This window comes from Arthrobacter sp. SO3 (assembly GCF_020532825.1).
In the GTDB taxonomy this organism is placed as follows: Bacteria; Actinomycetota; Actinomycetes; order Actinomycetales; family Micrococcaceae; genus Arthrobacter.
The window spans coordinates 23160-40941 of sequence record NZ_MQTS01000101.1; the positions used below are offsets into that span (position 1 = coordinate 23160).

Genomic DNA, 17782 nt, shown 5'->3' on the forward strand with positions numbered 1-17782 from the left:
GCGCTTGGACCCCATGCTGCCGCTCAGCTGGGGTGGGCGGAGCGTGCTGCCTGCGGTGGCTGCGGCGCGCGCAGACGCCGCCAAACCGTCGGGGCCAGGACGACGGCGATGCCGACGGCGGCTCCGATGAGGGTCTCAAGAATCCGGTCGCGCAGCAGGATGCCGGGCGATGCCGGAACCACCAGCAGCGTCGAAATCAGCGCCAGCGGGGTGACGAAGATCTGGGCCAGGACGTACTGGCGGGCGATGAACATCTCGGCGCCGAACTGGCAGGCCGCGATCACCAGCACGGTCTGCCAGGGTGCGGGCTGCAGCAGCAAGATCCCGGCAAGCAGCACCAGCCCGATCGCCGTGCCCACGATTCTTTGCACGCCCCGCCTGACCCGGTGCCGGGTGGAGTGGCCCACGAGCGGGACGACGGCGGCCACCATGGCCCAGTAGTTGTGACCAAAGCCCAGCCGTTCACCCGCCAGTGTTGCCAGGGTACCGGCCAGGCCGGCCGCCACGATGTAGCCAATGCTTTCGAGCAGGGCCGCCCGTTCTTCGGCCCGCGTGAGGGGGACAGAGTGCGGCCACACCCAGGGTGTCCGGCGACTCCGGACCGCCCGGGAGGACATCCCGATCAGCAGGGAGAAGGCGACGGTCAGCCCCGCCACGAGCATGCCCTGCCAGAGCGGCGGCTGGTTAGGGATGGACGCGATCGCGGCGAAGGCAAAGATGTGGAACAGCGAGCCTGCGGGGCGCAGGCGCCACCAGGCGACGATCAGCGAGCAGCCTCCTGCCACCACCGTGGTGGCAAACACCTGGAGCCAGACCATGTCCGCGGCCGGGACCGCAAAGGCCACCCCGGCGCGTGCGGTCAGGGCGGCGAGCAGCATGACCAGCAGCATCAGCGACCCGGCGCGGACTTGAAGGAAGAAACGCGTGGCGTGCGGTTGATTGCGGCCGTAGATCCCGGTGAAGGCGCCGAACGAGGCGAAGACCGCCAGGTCCAGGCGGTCCAGCAGAACCAGCGTGATCAGCGGGACAAAAACACCGATGGCGCAGCGGGTCGCGACCTGGTGGTCCTTGTTGCCAGGAGCCATGGTGAACAGCTCGGCAAGCATTTTCACGGGTGGGTGGTGCCTTTCTCGCGGTCGGATTGTTACGACGGCGGCGCTGGCATCCGCACTGAATTCTACGCCGGAACGGCCCGGAAAGGCAGCATCAATCCATCCAATGGAATCCGCTGGCGGAAGAGGGTGCTGCGGAAGTGATAGCGTCTATCGGTTGATTCCCCGGCCGGGGACGCGGCACCCAGAGTCATCTCAAGGCACACCGAAGGAACCCATGCTCAAAGGATTCAAGGACTTCATCCTGCGCGGCAACGTGATCGAACTGTCCATCGCCGTGGTGGTCGGCACCGCTTTCACCGCACTGGTCGGCGCGTTCACGTCCAACGTCGTGAACCCGATCATTGCGGCGGCCGGCGGGGTCGAGACCAACGGGCTGGGTTTCCCCATCTGGCCGGGGAACGAGAAGACCTTCGTCAATTTCGGTGCTGTTATCACGGCGTTCGTCACGTTCCTGATTACCGCCGCCGTCGTGTACTTCATCTTCGTGGCGCCGATGAACCGGATCAACCAGCTGGTCAAGAAGCGCCTCGCCACGGCGGAGCCGGAAGAGAAGCCGCTCCCCGCCGACACGGCACTGCTGGCCGAGATCCGCGATCTGCTGGCCCAGCTCGCCGGTCCCGGTCCTGAGCACAGCCAAGCCGCCAGTCACGACGCCCCCCAAACCCAGCAACGCGGGGTCACTTACGGCCGGTAATCCCCTCCGGAATGGGCGGTAGGTGACCCCGCGTTGCTGTGCAGCCGAACCAAATCGTCACCGGCTGGCAACCGGCCTGTAACAGCGGCCGGACATCATGGACCCATGAAGCCCTCAGCACCCGGCAGGAAACACGGCGCACCACCGGCCACGTCGGCCTCCGAGCTGAGCTGCGAAGTCTGCGGCCAGATGCCCGAACCGACCAAGGCCCGGCTCACCCTGGCCAACATCGCCGTGATGCTGCCGATCGAGCTCGTGGTTCATGCGGCGGTGGTCGGAACCCACCTGCCCTATGCGGCGAAGGTCCTGGTCCTGACGATGACGGCCACCATTCTGGTCATCTGGGTGGCGGAACCTTCCGCGGCGCGGGTGCTGCGGCGCTGGCTGCACGCCCCCGCCTTGCGGCACCGCAGCCGGCTCAGCGCCGCACCAGCCCTGTGGCGGGCCCGCACGGTGCTGAAGGACCGACCCGGTTCGCTGCAGAAACTAACGCAGTCGCTGGCCCGGCTGGACACCAACATCCTGAGCATCCACATCCACCCCGTCGAGGGCGGCGTACTGGACGAGTTCGTGCTGTCCGCCCCCGGAGAACTGCGCGAGGCGGAGCTGCTGAAGGCCCTGCACGACGGCGGCGGCAGCCGGCCGCATGTCTGGCCCACCACGGCGCTGGCCATGGCCGACGGGCAGACCGGGGCGCTGAGCCTTGCGGCCAGAATCGCGGCCAACCCCGAAGAGCTGCCGCTCGCAGTGGCTGAACTGCTGCACGCCCGGATCGAGACCGGCCCGGATACCGATGCCGCGGCTCCGGCCGCCCCAGCGGGCACGCCGCCGGCAACGGACGGAACGGTGCTGAGAATCCCGACTGCCTGGCACGGTCCCATCACGTTCAGCCGCCCCGGTGAGCCGTTCACCCCGGCGGAATCCGCCCGTGCTCACCGGCTGGCCGAGCTCGCCGAGATCCTCGCGCACCGGACGGTCTCCGGCCCGTGACGGCGTGAGGTTCCCCGCGCCGGGACTTATCTCCGAGGTGGAGGGCTCTCCCGGTCAGGAACCGTAACCATGTGCGACTCCCGATCAAGTCCGACGCCAGCCTCTTCCACCTTTTCCCCGCTGCCGGCTTGCCGCACGGAGCCGGTTCCCCTGCCCGATCGGCTGCCGGACAGCGTCGCAGTTTTGGCATCGTCCCGTACTACGTGCTTTGCCGGTTTTTCGACGACAGGACGCCGCGCCCTTGCCAACTCCACGGACCTGGCCACGGACACTGACACGAAGACCAGCAGCGCGCCGGCCACCACCACGATGATCAGGGTCCGCAGCCTGCTGGTAAAGATTTCGCTCCCTTGGCCGGGACCGTCGATGGCGAGGGCGGAATAGAGATAGCTGTCGTCCGCTCCATTGATGATCTGCACTTGGTGCAGGGTCGCGTTGAGGCGCCTGCCCAGTTCCATGGCGGTGTCCACGGCCTGGCCCGGCGAATTCCCCGAGGCCGAAAGTTGCAGCAGCATGCCGGATCCCGAGCTGAGTGATTGTCCGACGGTGTACTCGCCGCCTAACCCTTGACTCTTCAGTTGCTGCGCAGTCTCCTGGGCTCCCAGTTTGGTTATCAGAACCTGCGCCAAGAGGGCGCGGTCGCCACTACGCAAATACGGGTTATCGCCGTTGACCGCGCTCAGCTCGGGCTTAGCCTGCAACTCCGCCTCGGTGGGCAGCTTGGGGCTCAGCAGCGCATAGGTCATGGTGGCCTCGTAGGTACGCTGGGCAAAAAACATTACGTAAACGCAGGCAAAGATTGTCAGCAGGGCCATGGGCAAGGCTGCCCACTTGTGCCTCCAAAGCGTCCTGAGTACCGAAATCGGATCCATAGTCTCTTCCTATCCCCCCGGTTGCCGGTCCGGTGAGATCCCCAGGGGGACCGCCAGACCGTGTTCCTTTTGACTCTTAACCATCAGCCAGGACGCTCCTGACAGACCTACGAAAAACGGATAAATCAGGGCGAACACTGGAAACGACATCGAGTCGAAAGTGCCTGATGCCACGGTGGCAACCAGACCGGCAGCGGCTGCTGATGCTGCCAGCAGTTTCAGTTCGGCCCCCTCAGCGTTCCGGGCGGCTGTCAGCGCGGCGAGGGCGGGAACCAGCAGATAGGCGATCAGCCCCCCGAGCCCCACTACGCCCATTGTCACGGCCGTGAGCAGATACTCGTTGTCGAAAATATCGAGCGCGTTCGTCGGGATCCAGGTTCGCGGGCCGGCGCCCAACCATGGACGGTCGGCGACGAGCCGAAGTGCCAGCGGGTAGTCTTCCGTCCGGTACGTAATGGAGGCATCGGTACTTCCCGCTGTGGCTGCATTAACCAGAGTGGAAATCAGGCCTGGTACCGCGATGAAAAGTCCTGCGGCGCCCAGCGGCACGACCACCGTGGCCCACTTCCTGGCGAGCCTGGGCAGGAAGGGGACGGTGACAGCTAAGGCTACGACGATCGCAAGCAGACCGGATCGCGATACTGTCAGCGCGTTCGCGAGCACGAACAGCCCAACTAGCGCCCAGTGCACCGGCTTCCTGCCCTGCTTGTCATAAAGTGCCCGCCAAATGGCGACGGGAAGCAGCATCGCACTCACCACGCCCAGCTCGATGGGATGGAGAGTCGTGCCCGCCACGCGCATTAACGCGCCTCGGGCCTGGAAGGCGTTCGAGCCTCCGTTATCCACGAATCCCACCATGAGGCCGCTGATCCATTCGACGGGATTCGTATGGGTGGTGAACTGGATCAGCGCCGCGGTGCTGCACACGGCACCCCCGGCGATAACCCACCTGACCACAACCATGGCGTCTTTAACGGTCTTTACGCAATCGGTGGTGACAAAAGCGATTCCGGCCGCCGCAAAAATCAGGAGCATCCAACGGTCCGCGGCTGCCCTTCCGGCGGTGGTGCTGGCCCCGCTGAGCCCGGCAAAGAGATGCGCGTAGCTAAGGCACGAAGCCAGGAGCAGGGCGAGGACAGCAGCTCGGCCTGGGTGCCGGAACGCTACCGGATCGTGCAGTCCCAGAATTGAGGAGAGGGCCCAGAGCCCGAAGAGGCCCAGTGCGAGCATTTGTGCCAGGCTGCTGCTGGCCCCGACCGGCTGCAACACCATGTACGGCGGAAAGGCCATGATTGAGAACACGGTTGCCTTTAGCAGCCAGGGTGGACTCGCTCGCCTTCGATGGGCGAGCTGTTGAGGAGACGCCGGCTTCGTCAGCACGGATCGGCCGCTTCAGCCGGCTGCCGGGTGCTGGCGTCGCGTTCCCACGTCCCCGGGTGCGCGTTCCCGCGGCGGCCGGCAAGGGCAAACCCCACGTAAACCAGGGCGTGGCCGGCAGATAACGGACCGCGAATTGAGCGGGCTACCTCGGCCAGCGTGTGGCTGGCCGTACCGTGCCCGCCGTGCTGTTCGGCGTTTCCGCGATAGATCCGATGCAACACGGCCACCTGGTCCCGGGGCGTCCGCGGCGGGCAGATGATCGCCGGGGTCACGTCCAGGACGGCTTTTTCCCCCGGCTCGAAGAGCCGGTCCACGAACAGGTCATCGGCGATCAGGTCGGGGAACTGCTGGAAACGCTGTCGCCCTACTTCTGACAGTCCATAAACTCCGCCGCCCCACAACCCGCTGCGGGTCGTGGGAAGCTGCAGTCGGGTCCTGTAGTAGGAGTGGATCAGCGGGTGGGCGCCCTCAAGGTCAAAGCGCACTGCTGGACGGGCCGCCAGTAGTCGACCGGAGGCAAGTGCGCTGAGGACCTCGCGCACCGTGCCAGGGCCAATTTGAACATCCGCGTCAAGGTACAGCCGCGGCCAATGGGAGGCGACGGCGTCCCCCGCGTTGAGAGCGGCAGCCTTGGACGGCTGCGGCATATTCAGTACCGTCACACCCTCGAATCCCCTGGCGATCGCGGCAGTTTCATCGGTACAGCCGTTGCAGGCCACGATGACCTCCAGTTCCCCTGCCGCGGCCAGGGTGGCGAGCGGCGCCAGTGTCCGGGCGATCACGGAGGCCTCGTTGTGGGCCGGAATGATCACCGACCCAAGGGGGATTCCGTCAGGGTCCGTGCTGTTTGAATTGCCCGCACTCGGGCCAGGCAGCGCAGCCCAGCGCCGCTCGTCGAGCAGCGTCGGCAGCACACCTCTGCGGTCCGGTCTCCAGCACCGTAACATCTCAGAGAATGCCACGACGCCGTGGAACACTGCCGCGTAAGACGCCGAATGGTACTTGCGAATGTAACGGACACGGTTGACAGCCATGAGCGCGTTCAACAGGGGCGAACTGCCGGAAGCGCCCCCTGCATGGCTCATGACCGCAGCAGGTTCGTACCAGACGGTTTCCCCCATCGTGCGCAGACCTCGGAAGAAATCGGTCTCTTCGCCGTAGAGGAAGTAGGACTCGTCCCACGCCAGTGAGTTGGCCAGAGGACGCCGGATCATCAGCGCAGCACCCGTCGCCCAATCCACCGTGTGGGGATGGGCATAGCTCTCGGGGCTGAGGTCGGTGCCGGAAAGCCATTCGGGCCGGTTGGGGGCCCGACGGCCTAGAAGGGCATCACCAACGGCATTGGCGATGGTGGGTTCCCGGTAGATGGAGGGGCTTGTTTGACCGCTCGGATTCACCAGACGTGGGACCACAGCCCCCGCCCGTGAAGCAACCAGCCGTTGCATCATCGTTTTTAGGGATCCGCGTTCCACCGTGAGGTCAGGGTTCAGCACCATAACAATCGCGGCATCTCCGGCCCTGCGCATGGCAGCATTAATGCCCCCGGAGTAACCCAGATTGCCGCCAGTGGCGAACGCCAGCACGTCAGGGTGCCGGTTCCGCGCGAACTCCAGCGTCCCGTCACTTGACGAGTTGTCGGCCACCAGCACGCGCAGAGTCAGGTCGGCCGTTTCGGCACGCAGGCTCTCGATCAGCGCATCCAAGCATTCTGCGCTGTTGTACGTCACGACAATCACAACGGCGTCCGCCGCTCCGTCCGGACCCGTAAACTGGCCGGGCGTTCGGGGTGCCGGTTCTGCCGACGTCAGGCTGTCAGGCCTGGCCGGTGGAACGCAGCAGGAGGTCGTTCGCAGTTTCAGGTAGGCGGGCGGTCCGTCAACCAGATAGCGCCCCGCCAGCCGCTTGGGTTCAAGCGCGAGCCGGTAGCCCCACTCCAGACCGTGCTCACAGAACCACTGGGGTGCCCGCTGGACCCTGCCGGCTAGGAAGTCCACAGCTGCCCCGAAGGCCAGCAGGACGGCCGCCCCGGTAAGTCCTGCGTACCGGTCGATCCAGAGTTCCTGGCGCGGTTTGCCGAGCCCCACGTAGAGAATCTGTACGCCCGCCCTGGAAATCTCCATGGCAATCCTTTCGGATGCCGTGGTGGAGGCCAGCTCCTCACGGTCCGGGGACCACATGCCTGCGAGTCGAAGACCGGGGTGTTCGGTCGCGATCTTCTGAGCCAGGAGCCGCTGGTTGGCAACAGATCCGCCCAGGAATCCCACCCGTAGCCCCAGTTTCTCGGCCTGCGCCAAGAGAGGAGATGCAAGATCACTGCCGGCCAGTCGCGGCCATCGGTGCCCGGTGAGCCGCTGCGACTGGGAAACCAGGGGGGCACCATCAAGCAGATAGAGCCAGTCAACCGTGCTGGATGGATCCGCGTGCAACGTTCCCGCCCAGCGTCCGCCGGTGCCAAAGTGGTGCAGATGGTCGAGATTGACTGAGGCCACTCCGAGCGGCTTCTGTCCGCTACCGTCGGCCGCCCTTGCGAGGATCCGCTCCAGCGCCGGCTCGGGATCCATGAGGTCTACCGGTGTGCCGCCCAGGATTACCTTGTTACTGTCCAGCATTTCCAGGCCGCCCCTCAGCACGTTCCCCAGGCATCAGATGCCCGTCGATCTCTTGGTAGCGCCGACCGGTTGCCGGGCACAGCCAGATGCCGCTGCCGTATTGTTTCAGCGGAAGCCCAGCCTCGCCGACCCAACCCATCTGCCGCGCTGGCATGCCGGCGACGACGGCGTAGGCGGGAACGTCCTTCGTGACGACGGCTCCGGCGGCCACTGTCGCCCATTCGCCGATGCGAAGCGGGGCGATGCAGACAGCGCGGGCGCCTATGGAGGCGCCTCGGCCGACGGTCACGCCGACGGCTTCCCAGTCGTCCGCCTCTTTGAGTCGTCCTTCGGGAGTGATGGCCCGCGGGTGCAGGTCGTTGGTCAGCACGGCCGCCGGGCCGACGAAGACGCCGTCGGCCAGGCGGGCAGGTTCGTAGACCAAGGCATAATTTTGCAGCTTGCAGTTATCTCCCACTTGGACTCCTGGACCGATATAGGCCCCACGGCCGATGTTGCAGTTGGCGCCGACGGTCGCCTCTTCCCGGATCTGGGCGAGATGCCAGATCCGGGTGTCCTTCCCGATGCTTGCGGTCGCTGCCACGTCTGCTGTTCCGGCCACGTTTCTCATGTCACTCATGTCACTCCTGCCGTAGGCGGTTCCTGTGCCGGGGATCGGCGTGAGGTGGGGCGCGCTGCGCCGGACAGGCGGCAGCCGGACGGCCGCCGTTCCCGGGAGTGCGCCATGGGTGTTGGTTTCGACGCCCCGCGGGCTGGCGAGAGGCCGGTATGTCCGGCCTACGGCCCGGCGTGAAAGAGCAGCAGTCCCACTGGCCCTCGTCGTTGCGACGACGTCGCCGAAGCCGGGGCGACTCATGGTTGGCCCCCGTCGACGGCAGCCCGCAGGCTGGCCACGACATGCTCCTGCTGGCGGACAGTGATGTGGGGATAGATAGGAAGCGAAAGGATCTGCCGGGCGGCCGCTTCGGCAACGGGGTAACTGCCGGATGCCAGGCCCAGCCGCCGCCAGGCTTCGGTGTGATGGATGGGCGCCGGATAGTGGACTCCCGTTGAAACTCCAGATTCGTTCAGGCAGGCCGCCACCCTGTCGCGCTCGGCGAGCCGGACCACAAAAACATGCCAAACATCCGAGTTCCCTGCGGCGGACCGAGGCGTACGCACGGCGCCAAGATCCGCTAGCAATGCCTGGTACAGGGCCGCAGCTTGACGCCGGTGCTCATTCCATTCCGGGAGCCGCTTGAGTTTGGTCAGCAGCACGGCCGCCTGGATGGTGTCCAGGCGGGAGTTGATTCCCATGACTTCATGCTCGTATTTGCGTTCGCTGCCGTGCGCGCTGAGCAGCCGAACCATGCGGGCGGTACCGTCATCGTCCGTGATCACGGCCCCAGCGTCGCCGGCTGCGCCCAGGTTCTTTCCCGGGTAGAAGCTGGTGGCAGCTACGTGGCCCAATGTTCCGGCAGACCGGCCGAACCGTGTTGCACCCTGTGCCTGCGCAGCATCCTCAATGATCACGGCGCCGCAACGCACCGCGATCTCCGCCAACCGCTCAACTGGAGCCACCTGGCCGAAGAGATGCACCGGAATGATGGCCGCTGTCCGGCTGGTGACCGAGCTCGCGACAGCGTCCGGATCCAGGAGGAGATGTTCCTCGTCAACGTCCGCGAGCACCGGCACAGCGCCCATCCGGACTACGGCTTCCACGGTGGCAATGAAGGTATTGGCCGGCACGATGACTTCCTGCCCCGGCCGGACGCCTGCCCCACGCAATGCGAGCTCCAGCGCATCCGTGCCGTTACCCACCCCAATGCAGTGACGCGCACCGAGGAAGTCCGCGAACTGTCGTTCGAATAGCTCCACTTCCTTGCCGCCGATAAACGCGGCGCGCCTCAGGATGTCCTGCAGTTGCGGGGCCAGTTCATGTTCTATTTCCGCGTGTTGGGCGGCGATGTCGACCAAAGGGACGCGAAGTTGGTCAGCGGGGTGCATTGTCAGCTCCCTAGGCTAAGGGGCGCGGCGGTGGAGGCTGGTAGTGGCGCTCCATCCGCACCACTGGCGGTGAGTGTCCGCAGGCTTTTCAACGCCTGCCGTGCATACTTTCGAGTCAGCAACAGGTAAAGTGCGGCGCCGGTGGGGCCGCCAGCAATCACGGCGAACAGTGGTTGACCCACGACATTGGCTACCAGCCAGCCAGCCAGCCCGGCAGCGGCAGCGGCCACTGCCGGCGGCAGGCAACGGAGCACCATCGCGCCAATCGGGGCTCCGACAGTGTTCCGGACGAGCAGGAAATAGATCGGGAGAACAACGAGCCAGACCACCAAAGCCTGAGCCGCCCCGACGCCTGCCAAGCCGCTGAACGAGGCGCCGACCAACAGCGCCGGCAGCAGGGTGACGAACCATGCCACCTGGACCCAAAAAAGGCCACCCGTGCGCCCGGCCCCAACACATAGATCGGCGAGCATTTCCGTGAGGATTCGACCGGCCCCGAATATCCCGAGGCCAATCATCGCAACTGAAGCCCCGGCCCATGCCTGTCCATAAAGTACGCGGATCAATGGCTCCGCAAGACCAACGAGCAGCGCGGAAACCGGCAACGCCAGGTAGGCGCTGATTCCCAGCATTCCCGGTGCCGCCGCAGCTAGCCGCCCTGCCCTGTGCAGGCGCCCGAAGGTCGGCACGGCCACGGTGCGGATCACTGCAGTGATCAAGCTGCTGGGCAGGCTGGCGAGGTTGAAGGCCAAGAGATATACGCCCAATTCCGCAGCTCCGAGTTCCCGGCCCACGACGATATAGTCCAAATTGAGAGTGGCGAAGACCACCAGGTTTGCCATGGCCAATGGCATACCCAGGCGAAGGACATAGGCCGCCACCCTGCGGTCGAAACCTGGGCGGAAACGCTGCGGGGTGATCAGCCAGTACCCGGCTGTCGTGAACAGTTGGCCGCCCAGCCGCGACCAGGCCAACGCGAAGGCCCCCCACCCGTCGAGCGCCATGGGGATGACCAGCACCAGGGTGCAGGCTGTGCCGGCGACTTCCACCAGCGCCCGGGGCCGCTGGAGGTAGTCTCGCCAAACCATGGCAGCCGGAACACCCGACAGCCCTGCCAGCAGGACGGTGAAGGCCATAATCTGCACCACGGGGGTCGCGGCGGGATCTCCCATTGCTGCGGCCAGGGCTGGCGCACCCAGGAACACGGCCCCGGTGAGAAAGGCACTCGTGACCAGGCCGATCGTGAAAATGGTTGGGGCTATTTCCTTTGCGTCACGGTCCCCGCGAGCCAGCGCGGCGGTTGCTCCCAGCTCGGTGATATTCAGGGCAATCGTTTGTACCACCAAAGCAACGGCCAGCGCGCCGAAATGTTCCGGAGCCAGGATGCGGGCCAGGATCAACGTGGTGACGAACTGGAGCACCCTTCCAGAGCCGACCCCGACGGCGCCCCAGACTATGCCGCCCCGGAGCCGGGTCCTGACCGTCTCGAGGCCACTGTCCGGGCTCTGTGCCGGGCTCACGATATCCCCACTTTGCGCCATGCGGTCCAGCGGACTCGATCCAGCTGCCGTCGTGTACCTTCGATGAGGGTTTGGACGCTGCCGGGCCGTGCTCCCCGTCGGGCCCGCTCGATTCTGTACCTCACGGATCGGCCTCGCAGCGTGTCTGCGGCTTCCGTGCAAGCTGACTGCGCCACACCCAGGAGGGATAGCGAAAGGTCAATGGCGCCACCCGCGTCCAGGTTCCTTTCCGCCAACAGAAGCGCCTCCCGGCAGATTCCCTGCCGTGCCAGTCGATGAAGCAGGCCGGCACCCGGTAGTTGTTCCTGGAGTTCAGCGGTGGAGAGCACGTTGAAGGCAGCCAGTCTGTGTTCCAGGTCCACCTGGATCGTGTCAAAGGCGGTCAGGTGCATGTTGTTGCCGTGGACCCGATAGTAGGCTTGCGCCGGACCGTTCACCCGCCCCACATCCCAACCGGCGGCGGTGCGAACCCAGTACTCAAGGTCGCCTGAGTGGGGCAGCCCCTCGTTGTAGGGGCCCACCTGGCGCATGGCTTCGGTTCGCATGACGACTTCAGGGGACAGAATGAAGCATCTGCCCCGCCGGCACGCCCAGCCCAGCCACTCCCGGCCATTCCAAATGGTCCAGCTACCGCGGCGGCCTGAATCCTTGGTGTGAGGTAGTCCCTGCTCCTCGCTGAATTCAAGCGGCATGCCATAAACCAGCCCCACTCGCGGATAAGCCCTCATGAGGTCCGCCGCCCGGCCCAGCGCACCAGACGCCAGCAGATCGTCTGCGGAAAGGAGCGCCACGTACTCCGTCTCGACGCGTGCCAGACCATCGTTGTAGGTGGCGATGTGGCCTTGGTTTTGCGTATGGCGAACCACTGTGATGCGGGCATCAGCCGCGGCGAGGGCTTCGGCAACGTCCGCGGACCCATCAGGGGACGCATCGTCGACAATGATGACTCTTGCGTGCACGCGTTCCTGGGACAGCACGCTTTGCACGACCTCGGGAAGGTACCGGCCGTAGTTGTAACAGGGCACCACCACGGTTATTTCGGCGGCGCCGGTGTGCTCGAACGGCCTGACGCGGCGCATTTTAGTGCCTCACCACGGCTTGTTGAATTGTCCGCGGCGCGAATGGATCCTTGGCAATAGCCTTCGCCGGCACTCCAACCCAGATCTCTTCCACCGGCACGTCCGCCAAGACAGCAGCTCCCATGCCGACCACCGCCCCGGCACCCACGGAGGTGCCTTCACGCACCGACGAGTTCATGCCAAGGTAGGCGGCGCGCCCGATCCGCACCCCGCCGCCCAGCGAAACGCCGGCAGCCAGGGTGGCGAAGTCCTCCACAACGTCGTCATGGGTCAGCGTCACACCGGGCATCATCACAACGTGGCTCCCGACCGTGATCCCGGCGGTCAGGGTGACATTTCCCAGCAGGATGCTTCCGGGGCCGATGTCGCAGCAGTACGGGACCCGCACCGAAGGCTCGATAACGGTGGCAAAGCGGTAGCCCGGGAAGCCCAGGCCGGCGAGTCTGGCGACAACCCGCTCGCGCCCCTTCCCCGGCCCGATGCAGATGACCACGCGTGCTTCCGGATAACGGAGGGCGTGGCTCGCAGGACCGATGATGGGAGCGCCGTCCAGGGCCGACCCGGCCTTGGATTCGTCATCGTCGAGCACCCCGACCACGTCGAACTGGCCGTTTTCGCGGACGCAGGCAAGCACCTCGCGGGCAAGGCCGCTGGCGCCAATCAGCAGGAGTTCAGTCATCGGATTTCCCCGCAGCCTTCAGAATTGAATGGATCACCCGGAACTGCTCGTCCAGGCTCAGCTGGTGGTAGACCGGCAGGATGACGGTGTGGTCCGTGAGCCGCTCCGTCACGGACAGGTCCGCCCTGCCGGTGTTCCTGCCGGTGTAGGCGGGTTGCCGGTGCGCGGCCATGATGCCCCGCCGCGCGGAGATTCCGTCCTGCGCCAGCCGCTCCAGCAGTTCCTCCCGCCCGAGGGCAAAGTCCGGCAGGACTTCGAACCAGAAAGACTGAAAATTGCTGGTTCCGTATAGCGGGTCCTCGCTAAAGCGGAGCCCTTCGACCTCCGCGAGAGCCTTCCGGTAGGCGTCTGCAATGGCCCGGCGCCGGGACACTGCTTCACCCAGCCGGCCCAATTGCACGAGCCCGACGGCCGCCTGCATGTCGGTCATCCGGTAGTTGAACCCGATCTCCTCGTACTCCTCCGCCGGAGCCAGGACCGAGGCGTGCCGGTCATTCGCCGAGACGCTCATGGCGTGTTCGCGGAGCTTGCGGGCGCGGTCCGCCCATTCCGCGTTGTGGGTGGTCAGCATCCCGCCCTCACCAGTGGTGAGGATTTTGCGCGGGTGGAACGACCAGGCGGCGAGCTCGGCACCCGCTCCCACCGGCCGGCCCCGGTAGGTGGAGCCCGCCGCACAGGCCGCGTCCTCGACGACGGTGATGCCCAATCCGTCGCAGAGGGCACGGATCGGATCCAGATCGACCGGCATCCCGCCCTGGTCGACCGCGATTACGGCACGGGTGGCGGGCGTCAAGGCAGCGGCGAGCGTCCGCACGGACACATTCCCGGTGTCCGCCTCGACGTCCGCGAAAACCGGCCTGGCGCCCACATAGGTGACCGCGTTGGCGGTGGCAATGAAGGACAGGGATGGCACAACGACGTCGTCGCGGGGTCCGATGCCGGCCACCTTCAGCGCCAGATGCAGCGCCGTGGTGCAGTTCGAGACGGCCACGGCGTGGCTGGCCTGCTGCGCGGAGGCAAAGGCTTCCTCGAAGCGCGCCACCCGGGGTCCCTGCGCCACCCAGCCGGAGGCGATCACATCGGCCACGGCCTCCGCTTCCTCGGCCCCAAGCCAGGGCTTCATCACGTTGATCCGGCTCAGGGCCCGGTCCTGGCCGACCGTCATCGCGCACCCCCGACCTTGGCGTCCGCAATTTCCGTGCGAAGCGGCCGCCACCAGTCCACCAGTTCGCGCAGGCCCTCCTCGAGTCCGGTTTCGGCATTGAACCCAAGGTCGCGGCTGGCCGCGGCGGTATCCGCCTGACGCCGGACGACGCCGTTGACGGCCCGCTCCGGGCCATGCTCGACGTGGAGCTCCGAATCCATCGCACGCAGCAGCGCCTCGGCGAGTTCCAGCAGGCTTGTCTCGGCGCCGCTGGCGACGTTGTACACCCCCTCGTCCACCCCGCTGCCCGCGGCCAAAATGTTGGCCCGGGCCACATCCCGGGTGTGGACGAAATCCATGGTCTGCTGTCCGTCGCCGAAAATGAGGGGCGGCAGCCCGTCCTCGATCCGCTCCATCCAGCGCACCAGGACTTCGGTGTAGAGGCCATGGACGTCCATCCGTGGCCCGTACACGTTGAAGTAGCGCAACAGCACGTAGTCCAGGCCGGACATCGCGCGGAAGCTGCGGACCATGCCTTCGTTGAAGGACTTGGCCGCGCCGTAGAACGTGTCGTTGTTGTGGTGGTGATGGCGTTCGGTGGTGGGAAACGTCTCCGCCATGCCGTAGACCGAGGCACTGGAGGCCGCCACGAGCTTGCCGACCCGCTGGGCCGACGCGGCCTCGAGCACGTTAAAGGTCCCGTCCACCAGCACCTCCAGGGCCAGCCGGGGTTCCTCGGCGCACTGGGTGATGCGGATGGCCGCCTGGTGGAAGACGATGTCCTTGCCCCGACTGAGGTCGTGGACCAGATCCCGGTCGCGGAGGTCCCCTTCGATGAGTTCAACCCGTCCGCTGGTGAGGGCCGGGTCCAGGTTGGCCCGCCGGCCCCGGACAAGGTTGTCCAGCACGTCGATCCTGCCGGCCCCGGCGTCGAGCAGGTGGTCCACGATCGTGGACCCAATAGTCCCGGCTCCGCCCGTGACCAGGACCTGCGCCCCTTGCAGGATGCTCATCTGCTGGCCTCCATTTGCGGTTCGTTTCCGACGACTATGCTGGCTTTCCCGTCCGCGCTGAGGCTGTCGCTGACGGCCTCCAGGACCGAGAGCACCCGGAGACCCGAAGCGCCGCTGGTCCGGGCCGGCCGCTGCTGCCAGATGCTGTTGGCGAACTCGGCCACCATCTGGCCCAGCGCCTCATATTCCGGCAGCGCCGGCGACCAGGTGTCGCCGAGCCGGTAGGAGATGGCAGAGGTCCTGCGGTCCGCTGCGGAACGTGACTGCCGGTCCAGGCTGATGCCGCGGTCATAGACACTGAGCCGCTGCTGGGGATTCAGGTCATCCCAGACCAGCGTCCGCCGCGACCCGCCCACCACGAGCTGGCGGATTTTGGTCGGGCTCAGCCAGTTGACGTGGACGTGGGCCATGGCGTCGTTGGGGAGGGCAAACGTCAGGTGCCCGACGCAGGCCTGGCCCGTTCCCAAGGGGTCTGCCCCGTGGGCTGTCACCTCCACTGGCCGCAGTCCGTCGGGAAGAATGAAGTCGAGAATGGACAGATCATGCGGTGCGAGGTCCCAGAAGACGTCCACGTCCGGTTGCACGAGTCCCAGGTTGATCCGGACCGAGTCAATGAACAGGATCTCGCCGAGCGATCCGTCGGCGATCAGCTCCCGGATCTTCAGCACGGCCGGGGTGTAGCAGTAGGTGTGGTCTGCCATCAGGACCAGGCCGCGTTCCTCCGCTTCCTCGACCATCTCCGCTCCCTTGACCCGGCTGTCAGCGAGTGGTTTCTCGACCAGCACGTGCTTCCCGGCCTTCAGCGCTGTCAGCGCGATACCGTGGTGCGTGTGGGCCGGCGTCGCAATTGCAACGGCGTCGACGTCGGCGGTGTCCAGCAGCTCGTCAATCGACCTGAAGACTGGCACCCGGCCTTGGGCTGCGGCGAGTTTGGCGGCCCTGCCCTGGTCCAGGTCCACGATTCCGGCGAGCTCCCAGTGGGGGCTTGCGGTGAAGTTCCGGGCCAGGTTGGGGCCCCAGTAGCCGGCGCCGATGACGGCTACCCGCAGCGGCCCGGCGGCTTGCGCCGGGTCCAGGCCGCGGGAGTACCCTGAACGTGTTTCATTCATTGTGTTTCCTCACTCAGTCAGTACGCGCCGGCAGGCACGCAAATAGCCCTGAAGGTGCGCCATATGATGATGACGTCGCCCATGATTGACCAGTTTTCGACGTAGTAGAGATCCAGGCGCACGGCCTCATCCCACGGCAGGTCCGAACGGCCGTTGACCTGCCACAGCCCGGTAATCCCCGGTTTGATCAGCAGCCGTCGGTGCGTGTGCCGCTCGTAGCCGCCGACCTCGCGCTGCAGCGGCGGGCGGGGTCCGACCAGGCTCATTTCTCCGGATAGGACGTTCCAGAACTGGGGCAGTTCGTCCAGCGAGTATCGGCGCATCCAACGTCCGCAGCGGGTCACCCGGGGATCGTTGCGCATTTTAAATAAGACGCCGGCGCCGTCGTTCTGGGCCCCGAGCGCGGCCAGTACGGCTTCGGCATCTGTCACCATGGACCGGAATTTGAGCATCCGGAATGGCTTCCCCGCTTTGCCCACCCGCTCCTGCCTGAACAGGACGGGTCCCGGGCTGTCACGCTTGACGATGACCGCCAGGACGAGCAAGAGCGGCGACAGCAGGATCAGGGCGGCAGCGGCCACGGTAATGTCCAGCAGCCGCTTGCAGACATGTTTGGCGCCGCTGTAACGGGGCACATCCACGTGCATCAGCGGCAGCCCTTCCACCGGACGCCAGTGGATCCGGGGTCCGGCGACGTTGGTCAGGGACGAGGCCAGCACCAGTTCTGCTTGATGTTCTTCCAGCCCCCAGCCCAGTTCGCGGATGTACTGGTTGCCGCCCGGGACGGGGCCTGCCACGATGACGGCCTCCGCGCCGCAGAGGCCGACCGTCCGGACGACGTCATCGGTGGAGGAGAGAACCGGCACCCGGCGGCCATCGACGTCGAACGACGTCCCCCGCCGCCCGCCAGGCAGCGCGACTCCAAGAATCTCGTACACGGCATTGGATTTCCGGGCGATCCGCTTGAGTACGTAGCGCACGTCCTCGGTCTGGCCAATGACGATCGCCCTGACGAGGTACTGCCCCTGGGCCTGCCGCTTGTTGTACCAGCGGCGGGCGATCCACCGGCTGCCCGGCAGCAGGACAAGGCCCAGCGGGAGGGACACCAGGTGGAAGGCCGAAGCAGGCTGGACCCGGAACACCACCAGGCCGACCGCGAGCAATCCAAAGACCGCGCTGCTGGCGGCGGCCACTCGCTTGTATTCACTGGCCCCGGCTCCCAGGACCTTCGGGTCCCTGGTCCGGTAGAGGCCCAGGGCTGCGATCCACAGCACGCCGAGGACCGCTCCGATGAGGATCCCGTAGAGGTCCGTGACGGTCCCCGCGAAAGGCTGGCCGCCGCCCTCGATGTGGATGAGGAGTCCTGCGAGGACGGAGACGGTGACCAGCAGGGCATCTGTGCCCCGCAGCAGGCGGCGCAGGAACCGCGCCCATTCCCGGCCTGAGATCCTGGCCGGGGCGGGCAGGGCGGCGGTGTCAACCGCTGGAGTGTCGGCGGAGCTCCGTCGCGGGGGCGCAAAGGTTGCGGGGCGGCCGTGAGCGGCCTGGGGGGTGCTGAGGATGCGGGGTGCGTGGGCTGCGTAGGCGAGGTC

15 protein-coding genes are annotated in these 17782 nt (G+C 66.2%); 2 read left to right on the plus strand and 13 right to left on the minus strand.

Annotated features, from left to right (window positions below; genetic code table 11):
• Positions 1–23: 23 nt before the first annotated feature.
• Positions 24–1112, minus strand: coding sequence for an FUSC family protein (locus BJQ90_RS10215; protein ID WP_226760178.1), 1089 nt, complete (start codon positions 1110–1112; stop codon positions 24–26).
• A 217-nt stretch (positions 1113–1329) separates the two neighbouring features.
• Between BJQ90_RS10215 and mscL the strand changes: the two genes are divergently transcribed.
• Together mscL and BJQ90_RS10225 are read left to right on the plus strand one after the other, a co-directional pair.
• Positions 1330–1809, plus strand: a complete 480-nt coding sequence (gene mscL / locus BJQ90_RS10220) for a large conductance mechanosensitive channel protein MscL (protein WP_226760179.1) — start codon at positions 1330–1332, stop codon at positions 1807–1809.
• Between the two features lie 105 nt (positions 1810–1914).
• Positions 1915–2799, plus strand: a complete 885-nt coding sequence (locus BJQ90_RS10225; protein WP_226760180.1) for an amino acid-binding protein — start codon at positions 1915–1917, stop codon at positions 2797–2799.
• 26 nt (positions 2800–2825) lie between these two features.
• Here the strand turns inward: BJQ90_RS10225 and BJQ90_RS10230 are convergent, their stop codons facing one another.
• From BJQ90_RS10230 to BJQ90_RS10285, 12 genes are all read right to left on the minus strand, one after another.
• A complete protein-coding gene (locus BJQ90_RS10230; RefSeq protein ID WP_226760181.1) occupies positions 2826–3614 on the minus strand; it encodes a hypothetical protein in 789 nt (262 codons plus the stop codon).
• Between the two features lie 66 nt (positions 3615–3680).
• Entirely contained in the window at positions 3681–5051 is a 1371-nt protein-coding gene (locus tag BJQ90_RS10235; RefSeq protein ID WP_226760182.1) for an O-antigen ligase family protein, read from the minus strand.
• Complete coding sequence (locus BJQ90_RS10240) at positions 5045–7660, minus strand: WecB/TagA/CpsF family glycosyltransferase (protein ID WP_226760183.1); 2616 nt, start codon at positions 7658–7660, stop codon at positions 5045–5047. The genes BJQ90_RS10235 and BJQ90_RS10240 overlap by 7 nt, the downstream gene beginning before the upstream one ends.
• Positions 7647–8270 carry an acyltransferase gene (locus tag BJQ90_RS10245; protein WP_226760192.1) on the minus strand — a complete coding sequence of 208 codons (624 nt, stop codon included), beginning with the start codon at positions 8268–8270 and terminating at the stop codon, positions 7647–7649. The genes BJQ90_RS10240 and BJQ90_RS10245 overlap by 14 nt, the downstream gene beginning before the upstream one ends.
• A 242-nt stretch (positions 8271–8512) precedes the next feature.
• A complete protein-coding gene (locus BJQ90_RS10250; RefSeq protein ID WP_226760184.1) occupies positions 8513–9646 on the minus strand; it encodes a DegT/DnrJ/EryC1/StrS family aminotransferase in 1134 nt (377 codons plus the stop codon).
• Between the two features lie 2 nt (positions 9647–9648).
• Positions 9649–11187, minus strand: coding sequence for a lipopolysaccharide biosynthesis protein (locus BJQ90_RS10255; RefSeq protein WP_226760185.1), 1539 nt, complete (start codon positions 11185–11187; stop codon positions 9649–9651).
• Positions 11163–12245, minus strand: coding sequence for a glycosyltransferase family 2 protein (locus tag BJQ90_RS10260; protein ID WP_226760186.1), 1083 nt, complete (start codon positions 12243–12245; stop codon positions 11163–11165). The genes BJQ90_RS10255 and BJQ90_RS10260 overlap by 25 nt, the downstream gene beginning before the upstream one ends.
• A gap of 1 nt (position 12246) precedes the next feature.
• Positions 12247–12924, minus strand: coding sequence for an acetyltransferase (locus tag BJQ90_RS10265; protein ID WP_226760187.1), 678 nt, complete (start codon positions 12922–12924; stop codon positions 12247–12249).
• Positions 12917–14089 (minus strand): DegT/DnrJ/EryC1/StrS family aminotransferase, encoded by a 1173-nt coding sequence (locus BJQ90_RS10270; protein ID WP_226760188.1) that lies wholly within the window; start codon positions 14087–14089, stop codon positions 12917–12919. Before BJQ90_RS10270 ends, BJQ90_RS10265 begins: the two co-directional genes overlap by 8 nt.
• Entirely contained in the window at positions 14086–15081 is a 996-nt protein-coding gene (locus BJQ90_RS10275; RefSeq protein WP_226760189.1) for an NAD-dependent epimerase/dehydratase family protein, read from the minus strand. Before BJQ90_RS10275 ends, BJQ90_RS10270 begins: the two co-directional genes overlap by 4 nt.
• Positions 15078–16190: a Gfo/Idh/MocA family protein gene (locus tag BJQ90_RS10280; RefSeq protein ID WP_226760190.1), complete on the minus strand. Its 1113-nt coding sequence runs from the start codon at positions 16188–16190 to the stop codon at positions 15078–15080. The genes BJQ90_RS10275 and BJQ90_RS10280 overlap by 4 nt, the downstream gene beginning before the upstream one ends.
• Positions 16191–16207: 17 nt before the next feature.
• The coding region (locus tag BJQ90_RS10285) for a sugar transferase (protein ID WP_264197176.1) at positions 16208–17782 on the minus strand (1575 nt) is incomplete at its 5' end.